Annotated in this window: 11 protein-coding genes; 2 read left to right on the forward strand and 9 right to left on the reverse strand. The window is 58.9% G+C overall.

Annotated elements, in window-relative coordinates; genetic code table 11:
* Positions 1 to 5: 5 nt before the first annotated feature.
* Both U9R25_11505 and U9R25_11510 read left to right on the forward strand, forming a co-directional pair.
* On the forward strand, positions 6 to 755 hold the full coding sequence (locus U9R25_11505; GenBank protein ID MEA3336529.1) for a tetratricopeptide repeat protein: 750 nt from the start codon (positions 6 to 8) through the stop codon (positions 753 to 755).
* A gap of 75 nt (positions 756 to 830) precedes the next feature.
* Positions 831 to 1295: a MaoC/PaaZ C-terminal domain-containing protein gene (locus U9R25_11510; GenBank protein MEA3336530.1), complete on the forward strand. Its 465-nt coding sequence runs from the start codon at positions 831 to 833 to the stop codon at positions 1293 to 1295.
* A gap of 26 nt (positions 1296 to 1321) precedes the next feature.
* On the opposite strand, the gene U9R25_11515 is transcribed toward U9R25_11510, so the two are convergent.
* The 9 genes from U9R25_11515 to U9R25_11555 all read right to left on the reverse strand — a co-directional run bounded on the left by U9R25_11515 (position 1322) and on the right by U9R25_11555 (position 15276).
* Positions 1322 to 5428, reverse strand: a complete 4107-nt coding sequence (locus U9R25_11515) for an MG2 domain-containing protein (protein MEA3336531.1) — start codon at positions 5426 to 5428, stop codon at positions 1322 to 1324.
* 10 nt (positions 5429 to 5438) lie between these two features.
* Complete coding sequence (locus U9R25_11520; protein MEA3336532.1) at positions 5439 to 6149, reverse strand: sigma-70 family RNA polymerase sigma factor; 711 nt, start codon at positions 6147 to 6149, stop codon at positions 5439 to 5441.
* Between the two features lie 228 nt (positions 6150 to 6377).
* Positions 6378 to 7691 (reverse strand): ABC transporter permease, encoded by a 1314-nt coding sequence (locus tag U9R25_11525; protein MEA3336533.1) that lies wholly within the window; start codon positions 7689 to 7691, stop codon positions 6378 to 6380.
* Between the two features lie 10 nt (positions 7692 to 7701).
* Positions 7702 to 9147, reverse strand: coding sequence for an ABC transporter permease (locus U9R25_11530; protein ID MEA3336534.1), 1446 nt, complete (start codon positions 9145 to 9147; stop codon positions 7702 to 7704).
* Positions 9144 to 10676: an ABC transporter ATP-binding protein gene (locus tag U9R25_11535; GenBank protein ID MEA3336535.1), complete on the reverse strand. Its 1533-nt coding sequence runs from the start codon at positions 10674 to 10676 to the stop codon at positions 9144 to 9146. The genes U9R25_11530 and U9R25_11535 overlap by 4 nt, the downstream gene beginning before the upstream one ends.
* A gap of 119 nt (positions 10677 to 10795) precedes the next feature.
* Complete coding sequence (gene phnD / locus U9R25_11540) at positions 10796 to 12718, reverse strand: phosphate/phosphite/phosphonate ABC transporter substrate-binding protein (GenBank protein MEA3336536.1); 1923 nt, start codon at positions 12716 to 12718, stop codon at positions 10796 to 10798.
* A 318-nt stretch (positions 12719 to 13036) separates the two neighbouring features.
* Positions 13037 to 13498 (reverse strand): PssE/Cps14G family polysaccharide biosynthesis glycosyltransferase, encoded by a 462-nt coding sequence (gene pssE, locus U9R25_11545; GenBank protein ID MEA3336537.1) that lies wholly within the window; start codon positions 13496 to 13498, stop codon positions 13037 to 13039.
* Positions 13499 to 13528: 30 nt separating this feature from the next.
* Positions 13529 to 14029: a PssD/Cps14F family polysaccharide biosynthesis glycosyltransferase gene (gene pssD, locus U9R25_11550; GenBank protein ID MEA3336538.1), complete on the reverse strand. Its 501-nt coding sequence runs from the start codon at positions 14027 to 14029 to the stop codon at positions 13529 to 13531.
* A gap of 2 nt (positions 14030 to 14031) precedes the next feature.
* The gene (locus U9R25_11555; GenBank protein MEA3336539.1) at positions 14032 to 15276 is read right to left on the reverse strand and encodes a glycosyltransferase family 4 protein; all 1245 of its coding nucleotides are present in this window, start codon (positions 15274 to 15276) and stop codon (positions 14032 to 14034) included.
* Between the last annotated feature and the right edge of the window lie 10 nt (positions 15277 to 15286).

Here is a 15286-nt window from a genome sequence, read left to right on the forward strand (position 1 = left end):
GAACTATGAAACGTAATACCATCATTGCCATACTCGCTGGGCTTCTGCTGGTGGCAGGCCTGGTCACGGCGACCAGCGCCATGTCCCCAGCGGTGGAAATCGACGAGAGGATGGTGGCGGCCGCTAACCAGCTCTATCGTTCTGGACATCACAGTGAGTCAGCTCAACTCTACGAACAACTGGTGGAACAAGGCGCCCGGGACAGCGGTCTCTTTTACAATCTGGGTAACGCCTACTTCCAGCAGGGAGATAGGGAGCGCGCCATCCTGAACTACGAGCGTGCTCTGCAACTGGCCCCCCGCGACGCTGACATCAGACACAATCTTGATCTGGCGCGCGCTGAGGCTGGCAGCCTGCCCTGGCAGGAAGCTGAGGGTCCCCTCGACACGCTGGCTGAAGTGAGTCGTCGCTGGCTTACGGTTGATGAGCTGGCCATGATTGCTCTCTCAGCCTGGTTTTTCCTGGGGTTCCTGATCTTTTTGCGGCGCCAGAAGCGCTCGGGCGATATGCCTGCGCTACTGCGCTACGGGACACTGGTTGTTCTGGTGTTGCTTCTGGTAAGTGCCCTGTCACTGGGCAGTCGGTTGGTATCCGGGCAGATACAGCCCGGCGGCGTCATCGTCGCCTCCCAGGTGGCCCTGAGCGATAGTCCGGGCAGACGGCCGGTGGTGGTCGGTGAACGGTGGTCTTCGGGCGGCGGTCCGCTGTCAGTGGTCGGCGGCCTGTCGTCGGCAGGGGGATCGCCCCAACTGTGAAACATCAGTGAATTACAGAAAACACGTTGACCCCCGATGAATACGATCTTAACGGATTGACCAAGGAGCGCACTCATGTCAGAGCTCAAAGCCCCGACTGGCCTGTTTTTCGAAGATTATCTGATCGACGGTTCTATTGTCAGCCAGGGGCGTACCATCACAGAAACAGACATCGTCAACTTCGCCGCCTTTAGCGGCGACTGGAATCCACTGCATATCGATGCTGAAGTGGCCGGAGAATCCCAATTCGGCGAGCGAATCGCTCATGGTTTGCTGGTGCTATCGATCGCTTCAGGTCTTTCCGAGCGCCTGGGCTTTCTGGGTGGCAACGTTTTGTTCTTCAAGGAACTGATTTGGCAGTTTCGGGCAGCAGTCATGATGGGTGACACCATCCGTGTCAAGGCTACGGTTTCCGAATTGAGGCCTGTGCCCAGATTGGGTGGTGGTTACGTCACCTTCAAGGTTCAGGTACTGAACCAGGCTGACAAGGTGGTTCAGCGAGGCAGCTGGATACTGTTGATCAAGAGCAAAGAGGAATGATCTGCTGACGGAGTGGGCGACACAGGTCAGGGGCCAGGGCCTACCTGGATAAGGGTCCGTCGGGCGTCCTGAACGCCTTCGTGTACCACAGCGATGATTACTGTCTGTTCTCCTGCCGCCCCTGCCTCAAGACCCACGGCGGCCGTCACGACCTCATTGGCAGGCACGTGTATCGCTTGCTCCGGCACGCGAACGTTCATGCCGTCGGTGGCTTGAGCCGCCAGGCTGACTGTCATGGCCTGGGCGCTATAGTTGTAGATGCGGACGGGGGCAAACAGCGATTCGCCAACACTCATTTCCCCGGGGAAATCGGGCTCCAAAAAGAGGGGTTGGAATACAACCAGCGGCCCACTGGCGCTGCCCAGGTTGCCCGCCCGGTCGACCGCCAGTGCCGACACGCGCCAATTTGTGATGGTATCACCAGTGGAAAACATCAGCCGGGCGTGGCCACCAGGATCGGTGACGATCTCAGGGTTCCAGTAAAGGGTTTGCGGGAAACGCTGTCTGATAATCGGTAGCGCATCCGGGGGAATGGGTTCCGGTGTCTCAGCTGACGGGGTTCCACCATCGCCAAGACTGAATTCACCAACCGCAGCTTCCGGTAAAGGTGGCGGAGCAGGCGTGTCTGTCGGTTGCGGTGTTGGCGTCGACGTTGCTGTGGTCGGCGTGGCGCTTGCTGTGGCAGCGACCGATCGAGCGCGCGGTGTCAACCCGGTGACCTGCGCTGCGGCTGCGGGAACCGGCATTGCTGTGGGAAGTGGCGTGCTGGCCGGTGGAGGTTCTGGTGCCGCCATTGCTGCAGGCGTACTGGTAGCTTGTTGTGACATGTTGCGTAGCGCGGGCGTAGGTGCCACGGAGTCGGCTGCCTTTTGCGTGACAGCTTCTTCTTCGGTTACAGGTTGTGGTTCGGCAACGGGCGCCATTGCCGGCTCTGCGGGCATGGGCGCTTCTTCCCTGGCCGCCTCCATCAGGGGTTCAACCCCGCTCTCATCTGCCATGGTTGCCTCTGGTTCGGACGCCATCCCGGAGTCGGATTGTAGCGGGAGAACTTCTTCCACGGCTTCCTGGGCTGTCTCAACGGCCGCGCCTGTACTGTCAGAAGCCTCCAGGTTTTCCATCGACGCGGGCTCTTCGGCGGGAGAGGCCGGTGCCGCTGCCTGCTCTGTCCCCGTGGCACAGCCGAGCAACAGGTTTCCTTGCAGGATGCTGAGGGATGGCCCGGTTGTCCGCTGAACCAGGTCGCCGCCGGGAAGATCACTGGCCTGGAATGCCAGCACCATGGGGATGAGCAAAACGACCAGCAAGAGCAACAGGGCGCCGACCGTGCGCCGGCCCTCCAGGCGCAGCCCCCAGGCGAAGAGCAGGGTTGCAGCCAGCAGAACGCCGAATCCTATCGCCAGCAGGGTGGTCCAGGCTGTCGATAGGTCGGCCCCTTGACTCAGGGCGAATGCCAACAGGCCCAGCAGCAGGGGATAGACCAGCAATAGCAGCCCGATATATTGGGCCCGTTGATCAAGCTGCTGCCAGCCGTAGAGGATCAGGGCCACCAGGACCAGCAGCGAAAGCGCCGCGGATGTGGCGAACACGATCAAAGCTGTGTCATCGCTAACCATGCCCAGCACCGCTTGAACGGCGATGTAGAGACCCGCACCGATGACAGCCAGGATCAGAAGGGAGAGCAGCATGCGGGTCGCGGCCTGCCCCAGTACACCACTTCTCCGGAGACCGAAGAGTACAATTGCTGCCAGCATCAATGGGATTAATACCAGCGCTACACTTAGTCCCAAACTCAGCCGGCCAAACGTCGTTTCACGCCCCTGGTTGGCCGCAACCCGAGCATTCTCGTCGACGGCGGAGGCGGCCAGCGTAAAATCCTGGCCGCGATAGGTTGCCCAGCTGGCCTTGGCCGATTGCTGTTGGGCCTCCTGCAGGTCCTGCCCCCCGGCAGTGGTTGAGAGGGGGGCATCGGATAGATCGACTCCCTGGGCTTCCAGGGCCTTGTCCAGAAGGAAATAGACGCGGGCAAACCCAGGCTCATACTCTCGCTGGGCAAACGCCGACTCGTTGACCACCGAGAGTCCCACGGCTGCCTGCACCCCCTGGCCCGCCAGATCGGTCTGGATGTCGAGGTTGGCCGATTCTCCGGGCCGGTACTCCGAACGGCCGGTAGCCAGGGAAACCTGTAACTCCTCAGGCGCATCGACGAGGACGACCGCCGCGTCCCGCAGAATGTTGTCGTCCGAGGTGACCTGGTAAGCATTGAGTTCAAGGGTTCCTGCCAGGTCCGGTGTCAGGTCGATCGCCACGGTGGCATGGCCATCCTCAGGAACTGCCGATCGGGTCATCAACGTCTGTCCATCCTTGATGAGGTCCAGGTAGATGGCGTTCCCGGCGCCAGTTGCCAGCACCTCGACATTCAGCGTGTCGCCAACGCGGAAGATCGCCCGGTCGGTGCGCAACAACAAGGTCTCTTGTGCCTCATCTAGGGGCAGTGTGGTGGCGGTGCTGCCAGTATTGCCAACCGCATCGGTTGCCTTGACTGATACCGTCCGCTGGTCGAGCGCGTCGGCTGATGGGCCGCGAGGGGTATAGCGCACCTCCGCCAGGCCAAAGTCGCTGGTCGATTCCTGGATGACGGAGCCGTCCGCGATTTGCACCGACAGCAGCGTTACCGCCGGTCGTCCATCGGGATAGGTGGTCAGCACGTAGAGGATATTTTCCACATCTGAACGCAAGGTGCCGCCCTCGGGCACCACATCGATGAGTATGGGTTGCTCTGCCATGACCAGGCGCTGCCAGCCGAATTCGGTTCTGCCCGTGCTATCGGTGACGGTTGCCTCCAGCGCCAGATCGAGCGTGCCATCAGGTCCAAAGGCATGTTTGGGCAGGTCGGGCAGTGGAATCGCGAAAGCAAAGGTACCTGAGGAATCGGTCTGCCCGCTGGCCTCCTGAATAAACAGCTCTTCCACCGCCTGAGTCGGATCCTCCGCGAACTGGCTGCCCACCAGGCGCAGGCTGACATTGGCCTCGGACACCGGTTTGCCGAAGAAATAAGCGGCATTTACCTGACCACTGACCTGATTGCCTGGCAGGTAATATGGGGCATCGGCCTTCACGTCGACGCGGAATTCTGGCGGACCAGTCCGGCTGACCAGTACGCTCAGTTCGGAAAGGGTGTCCTGGAGAACGGCGCGCAGCTGGTATTGACCCTCCGGCGAGGCATCGTCCAATGCCATATCTGTCGCAGTAATGCCAAATTCGGAGGCCGGGACATCTTGCATCATCAATGGTGCGCCTGAAGGGTCAAGGACCTCAAACCGGGTCACTGTTCCGGCCGCCGGCAGTCCATCTACCTTGCCCAGAGCCAGAGATCGCATGTGGATGGTCTCACCCGGCTGGTAGACCGGCTTGTCACTGCCCAGGAGCAGCCGGTAGGAGCGGGCAAGTTGGACGGGTTGGCTGATCTCTGCTTCGCCGAGATCGCTGCCGGTGGCCACGACCAGCTCCGCATCCCCGGTCCAGTCGTCAGGAACCGCGAATTGAACCGGTGCGGAGCCGGTGCTATCGGTTTTGCCGGTGTACACCGTGCGGGCCTGGCCCGCCTGACGAAATTGAACAGCCACCTGGGCATTGGCGATAGGCTGATTGCTCGCTCCCTCCTGTACTACCACCCGCACTGCGCCCTCGGTACCGGGGGTGAAGGTGTTTTGTCCCAGAACAACTGCTTCGTGTACGCCGGCCTGCTGGGGCAGAAGGGCTGCGTTGAACGAAAGAAGTGCAAAGAAGAGGGCGATCAGGGGAATGGCTGCCTTACTCAGAGGTTGGAACAGGGTTACCAGGGCGTCCCAGAGACCGGCCAGCGCTCCCTGGTCCGATGGACGCGCTCGTTCCGCCGCCAGGGCATCTCGAATGCGCGCGGCAGCTTCCGGGGAGAGCTGAACGATCTCATAGACCGCAGGTACCACCTCGGTCAACCCTGCCTGCAGGGCCTGCAATTCAGCCAGGTTCGCGCTGCAGGATAGGCAATCAGCCAGATGCGCCTCGACGGCAATTTTTTCCGCCGGGCTCAGCTCACCATCCAGGTAAGCTAACAGATCTCCTTCAACGTGAGGCATGTCTTGGTGGTCAGGCATTGCTCAACAATCAAACATGAAGCAGCAGCAATAACATCGTAACGGAACGCTTGCGCACCAGATCGGGCTCCTGCATTGTCACAATCTCCCGGAGTTTCTTGTGCGCGTTGAAAAGGCGTGACTTCACTGTACCAATATTGATGTCCAGCGCATCGGCGATTTCATCGTAGGAATACTGCTGCCCGTAGCGCAGCAGTATCACCTCCCGGTGAATTTCACCCAGTTGGTCGACCGCGCGCCAGAGCCGTTGTTTTTCATCCCGTCGCAGGGCATGCCCTTCAGGGTTTCCGTCGATGGTGCCACTGGTTTGGCCGGACATTGCATCGTGATCAGCGGGCAGGCGTTCCAGCCGTTCCTCGATCTCTTCCCAGTCGGCCGATGGCAGTTTTTTGCGTCGCAGTCGTGTCTTGCAGCGGTTGACGGTCACGCGGTAAAGCCATGTCTCGAATCGGGCTGCTCCTTCGACATCGTAGCGGTTAAGGCCACGCAGCACGTCCATGAACGTCTCCTGGGTGGCTTCTTCGGCGTCGTTGCTATTGCGCAGGGTCATGAAGGACACCCGGTACACGTAATCCTTGTAGCGCTCGAACAGGGCACCGAAGGCCGCGGGCTGGCCGGCCTGATGACGCCTGATCAGGTCATCGGTGGGTACACCGCTGGTTGTCTTGCTGCGGTCGGCCGGGTTGGCTTTGTCCGCAGACTGCGCTACGCTGGTTGGCACCACGTTTTCCTCTGTGCCTGACAATTACACGCTGGCTGGAAACGATTTGTTCGTTGGACAGGTTGGTTCTCTGATTCCAGTGTAGCCCGATGGACGGAGGGTGTCAAGTAGGGGCTGGGTCACCCAGCCCCCACCATACACACACCAAAATAACCGCGGCCGGTTATCTGCCGCGGCGAGCGTTTCCCCTCCAGAAGTCGCCGTATTTCCCTCTGGCTTGATCGACTCCTACTGCTTCTCGTAGGGGATACCGTCGGCAGCCGGTGGTGTAGTCTTGCCCACCAGGCCCGCCAGGATCACCATGGTCATGACGTAGGGCAGCATGCCGATGAACTGATAGGGCACACCTGTCTCGAGGATCTGCAGTTTGATTTGCAGGGCGTCGGCGAAACCAAAAAGCAGCGCGCCGGCAAAGGCGCCGATGGGATTCCAGTTGCCAAAGATCATGGCTGCCAGGGCAATGAAACCCTTGCCATTGGTCATCAGATCGTCAAACGAGCCTACCGTCTCCAGGCTGAACCAGGCGCCACCCAACCCGGCAATGGCTCCACCCGCGATGACCGCTACATAGCGCCAGCGATAGACGTCGATGCCCAAGGTGTCGGCCGCGCGCGGGTGCTCACCTACCGATCGGTGGCGCAGGCCCCACTTGGTGCGGAAGAAGTAAAACTGGGTCACCACTACCAGGATCAGCATGACAAAAACCAATGGCTGGTGCTGGAAGAAGATAGGACCAAGTACCGGTATGTCGCTCAGAATCGGAACCTTAATGACCGGGAAGACGCTGGGCGCACCAAATGGGTTGTTAAGCAAAAAGCTGCGCCTGGTAAAGCCGGTGATTCCCACCGCCAGGATGTTGATGGCTGTGCCACTGATGATCTGATCGACCCGAAATTGGATGGAAAGCACCGCGTGCAGTGCTGCCATGACCATCGCCGAGAGCATGGCGACCAGTAACCCCATGGATGAATTCTGAAAGTAGAGTGAGGCGGTGAAGCCCATGGCGGCGCCGGTGAGCATCATACCCTCGATGCCGATATTGATTACCCCTGCCCGTTCACAGAGCAGTCCCGCCAGGGCTCCCAGGGCAATAGGCGTGGCCAGGCGGATCCCATCGGCGAACATGCCCACGACATCGGTGCGTTTGCCCATGGCTGCCAGAATCAGGGCGGCTACCAGCATGAGTCCGAAGGCAACCGCCAACACCTGGTTCACCGCTTTGTTGGACCGGTCCGGCTTCATAAAGAAAGGGGGCAGGCCCAGCAAAATGAACAGCACGGCGATCAACAGAAGCCCGTCCCTTGAGTTAACGGGGACACCCTTTTTGAGGCCTTCCTGAGCAGCCTCAGGCAACCGTTCCATGACATCCGGGTTTATCCGGCCAAAGCGGAACTTTGAGACTACATCCGGCTCGATCGCCGTCAAGGCCAAATAGAGAAGGATGCCACCCAGGATGATGTAGAATAGTCCGAACCAGCGCGCCCGGGTCATGAACTTGCGGGGGACCGCCGTCTGGTCATTGGTGCTTGTCATTGATGTCATGGGAACTGTCCTACGCTCCCCAGCCGCGCGTCAGCGTTACTTCCTTCACACCCTCGGTGCGCAGGCGGTAGATGAAACGCACGATCTGCGGTGCGGCAACGAAGAGGATCACCAGCGCCTGAACGATGTCGATCAGGTCACGGCTGATTCCGGCGCGGACCTGCATGAGTCCGGCTCCGTTGCGCAGGCCACCCCATAGAAAGGCGGCCGGAATGATGCCGAAGGGATTGGATTTAGCCAGCAAGGCTACGGCGATCGAGTCGAAGCCAGCGCCTGAGGTGAAGGCTGCAGGGAGATAATGGTTGAGACCGAGAACCTCACCGCCACCGGCAATGCCGGAAAGCAGGCCACCGATGGCCATCGCCAACACGATGTTGAGCCCCACATTCATGCCGGAGTAACGGGAGGCGCCTGGATTGGCGCCGACGGTGCGCATTTCAAAGCCCCAGGTGGTCTTGTACATCAACCACCAGATGATGAACACAGCCGCAATAGCGATCCAGAAACCCAGGTGCAGGCGGCTATCGGTTACCCAGATCGGTAACTTGGAGCTCTCCGCCACGTAACGGGTTCGGTCCAGGCTGGCGTCGGGATCGCGGATCACTTTTTTGACCAGATAGTCAACCGTTTTGACCGCGATGTAATTCATCATGATGGTGTTGATTACCTCGTGGGCGCCGAACCTGGCCTTGAGAAAGCCCGGAATGGCTCCCCAGATCGTGCCGGCGCCAGCCGCGGCCAACATCGTCAGGGGAAGGTGTACCAACAGCGGCAAGCTGGTGAATGCAGCGCCAACGACGGCAGCCGCCATGGCACCAGCGTAGAACTGCCCCTCAGCACCGATGTTGAACAGGCCTGTCATGAAACCGACGGCCACCGCCAGACCCATGAGCACAAAGGGGGTCATTGCGACAAGGGTCTCGGCAAAACGAGGTTTGGAACCGATCATGCCCTCATAGAGACCCTTGTAGGCAGCAACAGGTTCAGAACCAGTAAGCAGGATGATGAAAAAGCCAATGAGCAGCGCCGTGCTGACGGCCAGGATAATCATCCCGATTTCGGCCGCGCCACCCGATAAGGTCGGTTTTCTTTTGGCGACGATGAACAGGTAGGCCACGGCGATGGCGCCACCGGCGACCCAGGTGATGATCCAGAGAAGATCACCTTCCACACCAAGGAAGATGGCAAGGACAAACCAGGAGATGAAGCGGGTCAAAAACCAGACCAGAGAGAAGATCAGGTCGCCGGGAGGCCACCAAAGAATCTCTTCGATAGCGGGTATCATGAACACAATAGCGCCGGCAATGGGCACGATCAGCAGGGCAAACAGCCAGACGCGTTTGGAGCCGTGGGTGAATTCCTCCGGTTTGCGCCCCGGCAGATCACCCATGGCTATGATCCAGGCAGTCCATAAAGCCATGCCAAGGAGAAAGATCAATACGTCGACAGTGCTCATACCGATTCTCCAGGTTTCACACCAGCCATCAGCAGACCCAGTTCCTCGCGCTGCGCTGTCTCGGCTGGCATGGTATCCATGATCTGTCCATGATACATGACGGCGATGCGGTCAGAGAGGCTCATGATTTCATCCAGCTCCGCTGACACCAGCAGCACAGCCACACCCTGGTCGCGCTGCTCGATGATTCGCCGGTGTATGAACTCAATGGATCCTACATCTACACCTCGCGTCGGTTGCGCTGCGATCAGTAACTTGATCGGACGGGATAACTCCCGCGCCACTACCATCTTTTGCTGGTTGCCACCGGAGAGACTGCCACCTGCTGTGTAAATACTCGGCGTTCGGATATCGAACTCCTCTACCAGTTGTTCAGCCGTTTCAGCGATGGCCTTTTCGTTCATGATTACGCCCCGGGCATAGGGAGGTAAATAATAATTGCACAGGACCAGGTTGTCCGCGACAGGATAGGAGTCGACCATGCCGAATTCATGGCGGTCTTCGGGGATATGTGCCACTCCCTGCTCGATCACGGCCCTTGGTTTGACGTTGGTCATATCCGCGCCCGCGACCAGGACCTGTCCATTCAGGGAGGCCCGCAAGCCGGTAAGCACCTCGACCAGTTCGGTTTGACCGTTTCCCTGAACGCCGGCGATACCCAACACCTCACCTTCCTGGACGACGAAGCTGAGACCGTTGAGGGCCATGTGATCCCGGTCGTCCAGTGCCTGGAGATTGCGCACCTCCAGAATCTCTTTGCCGGGATGTGCTTCTTCCTTCGGCACTCGCAGCAGCACCTCGCGTCCAACCATCATGGCCGCCAGTGATTTTTCGGTGGCCTCAGCCGGGGTTGTGCTGCCCACGACCTTGCCATTTCGTAGCACCGTAATGCTATCGGCAACGGCAAACACCTCTTTCAACTTGTGGGTGATGAAAATGATCGATTTGCCTTGATCGGTGAGCGAGCGCATCACCTTGAACAGTTCCTCGATTTCCTGAGGAGTCAATACCGCTGTCGGTTCATCCAGGATCAGGATGTTCGCTTCCCGGTAGAGGGCCTTAATGATCTCTACTCTTTGCTGAACGCCCACTGACAAGTCGGCCACCAGAGCATAGGGATCGACCTCCAGGCCAAACTGGGAGCTCAGTTCGCTGATTTGCTCGGCAGCTTCCTTGGGTTCCAGTATCCCGCCGATGGTGGTCACTTCTTCACCCAGCGTGATGTTTTCGGCTACCGTCATGACTGGAATGAGCATGAAGTGCTGGTGAACCATGCCGATCCCATAATCGATAGCGTCGGCCGGGCTTTCGATGGTTACCTGCTGGCCGTTGAGGAATATCTGCCCTTCATCTGGCGTGTAGAGGCCATACAGGATATTCATCAGAGTACTTTTGCCAGCACCGTTCTCGCCCAGCAACGCGTGGATATCACCCTTTTTCAGTTGGAAGTCCACATTGTCGTTGGCTATCACACCGGGAAAGCGTTTCGTGACGCCCCGCATTTCCAGGGCCAGTGAGGATGTGCTCATGTGCGTCTCGTAAGAAGCTCAGTCGTGGATTTTCGCTGGTGTGGCAATTGGACGGGAAAGAAACATGTTAAGAAGAAGGGGAGCGTCCCTCGACGCTCCCCTCATTTTACTCGGTGTCTCTATTCCAGCAGGTCGCCGGAAACAGGATCAACTCCAGTTTCCAACTCGCCGCTGGCCAGCATCTGGAGCACTTCGTCCAGCCTGGCCTTGATCTCATCGGAGATGGCGGACTCAGTATCGTGGAAGGGTGCCAGGCCTACACCCTGGTTGGCGGCTTCGTAAAGGGCGGTACCGCTCTTGAAGTTGCCTCGTACCTGGCTCTTGACCGCATTGAAGACGGCATTGTCGACGCGCTTCATAGCGGAGCTGAGTAGCATGTTTGCGCCCTCAGCCGCGCCACCCTTGAAAGTGGTGAAGTACTCATCCTGGTCCACGCCGATCACATAGACGCCTTCCTGGGCCGCGCCCAGGATGCCGCCGGAACCGGTGGGGCCACCAGCGCCGAAGATCACATCGGCGCCCTCGCTAACCTGGCTCAGTGCAGCGGTTTTGCCGCGGGCCGGGTCGGTGAAGCTATCGATGTATACGCCCAGGGTGTCGCAATCAGCGCAGACGTATTGCACGCCGTGCTCGTAACCGTTGCGGTACTTCTTGACCGGTGGGATCTCCATGCCGGCCACGATACCGGTGGTACCGGTCTCGCTCATCATGCCTGCCAGCGCGCCAACCAGGAAGCCCGCCTGATCTTCACGGAAAACCATGCCCTGCAGGTTATCAGGATAGTCCCCATAGGCGAAGTCCACAATGGCGAAGTTGATGTCGGGGTATTTCTGCGCCATCTTCTCGGTGGTCTCTCCCATCATGAAGCCTACGGTAATGATCATGTCGTAGCCTTCCTGGGCGAACTGCTCGATGTTCTTTTCATAGTCGGTCGGCTGCGCAGTTTCGATGAAAGAGGTTTCGGCGCCATATTTCTCGGCTGCACTGGTCATGCCCTCGTAGGCATACTGGTTAAAGGTGCCGTCGTCGACCTTGCCCACGTCAGTCACCAGACCGATGAGGTAGGGCGTACTGACGCCCTTCCAGTTCTGTAGTTCGATACCCAGAGCTGTGGCGGCTTGCCGTACCGGATCAAAGAAGGTATCATCGGCCTCGCCCACGCCTTCCCACTCGTAGATTTCGGAGACGGCCTCAGCCCCTGCTTCGGTGTCGACCAATTCCATCAGGGCTGTCTTATAGGCCTGGGCCACTTCAGCTGGCACATGGGGCCCGGCAGTTACGGTGTCGTTGGGAATATCATCGGTCAGGGCGATGACTTTGGTCTTTTCCTTGACATCGGGGTGGCTTTCCTCAATCTGGTTGCGAACATCGACGTAACTGGCGGCTGCATCGGCCTGGCCCCGGTAAACGGCCAGAGCGGCTGCGTTATGGGAGCCGGCGAAGAAGCTTTCACCCAGTTCTACGCCGTTCTCCTTCAGCAGCGCCGTGGGATAGAGATATCCGGAGGTGCTGGCCGGGTCGGTGAAGGCAAACTTTTTGCCCGCCAGATCCTCAACACTCTCGATGCCGGTATCGGCACCGGCGATAATCTGGCCGTTGTAAAACTGGCTGCCGAAGCGCATGGAGGTCAGCAGCAACTGGGCATCCGAGCACTTGTCCTTGGCGATTACATAGCTCAATGGCGCCAACCAGACCACATCTGCCTTGCCGGCACACATAGCCTCGATGGCGGCCGCATAGCTGGTGGCCACCGAAGAGTCGGTGTAGACACCCTTCTCTGCCAGGAGTTTATCCAGTGATTCGCCGCCGGCCACTATTTTCTGGCTGTCGCCGGACGGTACCATGATCACTGTCAAGGGATTGCTTTCGGTGCCCAGGTCACCGCCGGCAAACGGTTCGTCAGCTGGTGCCTCGGCCGGTTGCTCGACAGCCGGTTCTTCGACCGGCGCAGGGGTGGGGGGTTCATCTGTTTTGCCGCACGCTACCAGCAGCATAGAGACGATGATCAACGCTGCCAACAAGATATACAGACGCTTCTGCATGTTGAGTTTCTCCTCCTGTGGAGTAAAATTGGATACGGGTTACGATCGACACGTACGTTTGGAGAAAATTCGTCGTTTTGAGATTGACGAAAGACGCACTTGTTCGGGTACTACCCACCTGGAAGGCGTCGGTGGAGAGGTAATCACCAGAGCGGGCAGCCAACTCAGGTGGCTGTTTGGCCCGAGGTTTCAACAAACCATGAATTGGTCGCTTCTGCGCGATCACCTCCTCTCAGGTCTTGGGGACCGTGGATAAACTATCCAATCGCGGGAGTATACAAAGAAATATCAGAAGAAAGTTGATCTAATTATAAGTCATCATGCCTTTTCCTCCAACTTATGAAGATAGGCCGTGATTACCTGATGAATGGTTGACGGCGGTAGCTGGTATGGAACGAACTGAGTGCGACGGGCGAGCAACACAGCCGCCGGCAGATCTGCCAGATTTCGACACCAGATCAGGTGCCCGGCCTCTCCGAAGGCGCGTAGAATCTGATCCTGGTGGCGGTCGAAGCGGTCTGGATTTGAGACTCCTATGACAGGCAAGCCGCGACGCAATACCTCAGTCACCGTGCCCATACCACCATGGGTGATGACAAGATCAGCCTGATCGTAATAGGGCTCAAGTGAGGGCTCAAATCGAAACCATCGGGCATGGCGTGGCTCGATCAAACCGTGGCCAATCTGGATAACAGTGGTTTCATTCGAATCGGTTGCGATCTGGTCGGCTGCCTTGACCAGTGCGTCGAAATCGGTGGTGCCTACGGTGACGAAAATCATGGATGTGGCGGTGGGTCCGCTTGCGGGCTGTCAGACAAGCCTGCCCGCATAGATCGCTCTTGGGTACTGATCCTGAAGTTGGGGCCACTGCACGAAAAAGAGGTCGGAAAAACGGTAGACGATGCGACCGCTGGTACTCATTTCAAAGACCCTGGACGCAGATTCCAGCCAAACGATGCGGGCGCCCAGGAGCTTTCCGAGTACCATGGGTGGCACCGCGATCGAGGGACCGTTGGCCAGAACCACGTCGGGGCGAATCTGGCGCATGGTTGGCCACAGCTGTGAGGTGCTGCGCATTGTCTGCCAGGCAGCAACGGTCGAGGAGTCTGTTTTCCCCTCAACCTTGGTGCGAGGCCTGCCCGCCTGGTAAATCTCTCCAGGAAAACGAATCTTGCCCTCAGAGAGCCTGTCCTGCTCGGCTATCAGATAGTGATAGTCGTAGGAAGGACCGAGCTGATCAAGCAGGCGCAACATCTGCCGGGTATGGCCTCCCTCGCCAAGGACAACCAGGATGCGCAGTGGTTGTTTCATGATCAGCCGCGCCGGGAAGCATTCGCCCCGGTATCGGCGGAGTCAACCTCCTCTTTCTCGCTGTTGGGTTCGGACCAGAGGAATTCGGTGTGGCCTTCAACATCGTCAATTGACCAGGGTAGACCACCGAAGCGTTGCTGAGGCGCGTCCGGTCTTTCATCTCCGGCGACACGGAAATAGAGCTGGGCAATTCCCTCACGAACCTGTTCCCAGGTAAAACGCTCGACCGACAGGCGAGCGTTTTTTGCCAATCCTTTGGCCAGTACAGGGCGACGCAACACCTGTGCAGTGCCCGCCGCCATACGTTCGGCATCGTTCGGCCTGACAAGCAGGGCATCGACCCCATCATGTAATAACTCAGGGATTCCGCCCACATCGGTCCCGACGACGACCGTACCGCAAGCGGCTGCCTCCAAAAGGCTCTGGGGCAGGTTGTCCTCCAGGGCAGTCACCCAGATCACGCTGGCTTGTTGGATGAGTTGGTGTCGCTGATGGGTGGGCAGCCACGGCAGGTAGGCAACGGTATGCGCAACACCTGTGTCGTGGGCCAGCCGGTTCACCTCGTCGGCCAATGCGCCCTGTCCTGTCATCAGCAGGCGTGTTTCCGGAACAGTTTGCTGCAAGAGAGCCAGGGTCCGTAGCGCCATGGTCGGATTGGCATGGGGCTCCAGCGGCCCAGTCCAGATCACCATTGGAGGCCAGCTCTCCCTGGCGGTAAATGGGAAGTGTTCCAGCGGGATAAGGGTGCTTACCACTGTAGCATCGAGCCCGTAGCGGCGACAAATGCCCTGCAGGTATTCGCTGGTCACTGCGACGGCATCCATGCGGCGCCAGAGAGGGAAAACCCAATGGCTGCTCTGCTCCAGAAATGTCGCACCCGCGCCACCAGTGTAGGTCATCACAACCCGTCGCCCGAACAGCCTGCCCAATAGCCAGGCCAGAACAACAGGCAGATAGAAGCCCCAATAGCTGGCCGCGTAGGCATGAACGATATCGCAGCGGGGCACCGCCAGGAGCAGCCGCAAAACCACGAGCGGAACTTGCACCAGAGGGAGCAAGTGGATGCCGATGACAGGCAGGCGACGCACCAGCCCAACGTCGGTATTGACCTGGCGGACCGTGGCTCCTTCCTGGGCCAGAGACCGGCTGAGAAGTTCGGCCTGGATAGCCACGTCACCATCCCGGGGTGGGAAGGGACCGACGATACAGACGCTGGTTTTCTGGAAATCGAGGGGTTTCTTGTTCACGGGTTAATCG

Source organism: Chloroflexota bacterium (assembly GCA_034717495.1).
Taxonomy (GTDB): domain Bacteria; phylum Chloroflexota; class Anaerolineae; order JAAEKA01; family JAAEKA01; genus JAYELL01.

What these genes read in the sequence shown, in the direction of transcription:
- U9R25_11505 (MEA3336529.1), top strand. Translation starts at nt 6, where the DNA reads ATGAAACGTAATACCATCATTGCCATACTCGCTGGGCTTCTGCTGGTG.
- U9R25_11510 (MEA3336530.1), top strand. Translation starts at nt 831, where the DNA reads ATGTCAGAGCTCAAAGCCCCGACTGGCCTGTTTTTCGAAGATTATCTG.
- U9R25_11515 (MEA3336531.1), bottom strand. Translation starts at nt 5,428, where the DNA reads ATGCCTGACCACCAAGACATGCCTCACGTTGAAGGAGATCTGTTAGCT.
- U9R25_11525 (MEA3336533.1), bottom strand. Translation starts at nt 7,691, where the DNA reads ATGACATCAATGACAAGCACCAATGACCAGACGGCGGTCCCCCGCAAG.
- U9R25_11530 (MEA3336534.1), bottom strand. Translation starts at nt 9,147, where the DNA reads ATGAGCACTGTCGACGTATTGATCTTTCTCCTTGGCATGGCTTTATGG.
- U9R25_11535 (MEA3336535.1), bottom strand. Translation starts at nt 10,676, where the DNA reads ATGAGCACATCCTCACTGGCCCTGGAAATGCGGGGCGTCACGAAACGC.
- phnD (MEA3336536.1), bottom strand. Translation starts at nt 12,718, where the DNA reads ATGCAGAAGCGTCTGTATATCTTGTTGGCAGCGTTGATCATCGTCTCT.
- pssE (MEA3336537.1), bottom strand. Translation starts at nt 13,498, where the DNA reads ATGATTTTCGTCACCGTAGGCACCACCGATTTCGACGCACTGGTCAAG.
- pssD (MEA3336538.1), bottom strand. Translation starts at nt 14,029, where the DNA reads ATGAAACAACCACTGCGCATCCTGGTTGTCCTTGGCGAGGGAGGCCAT.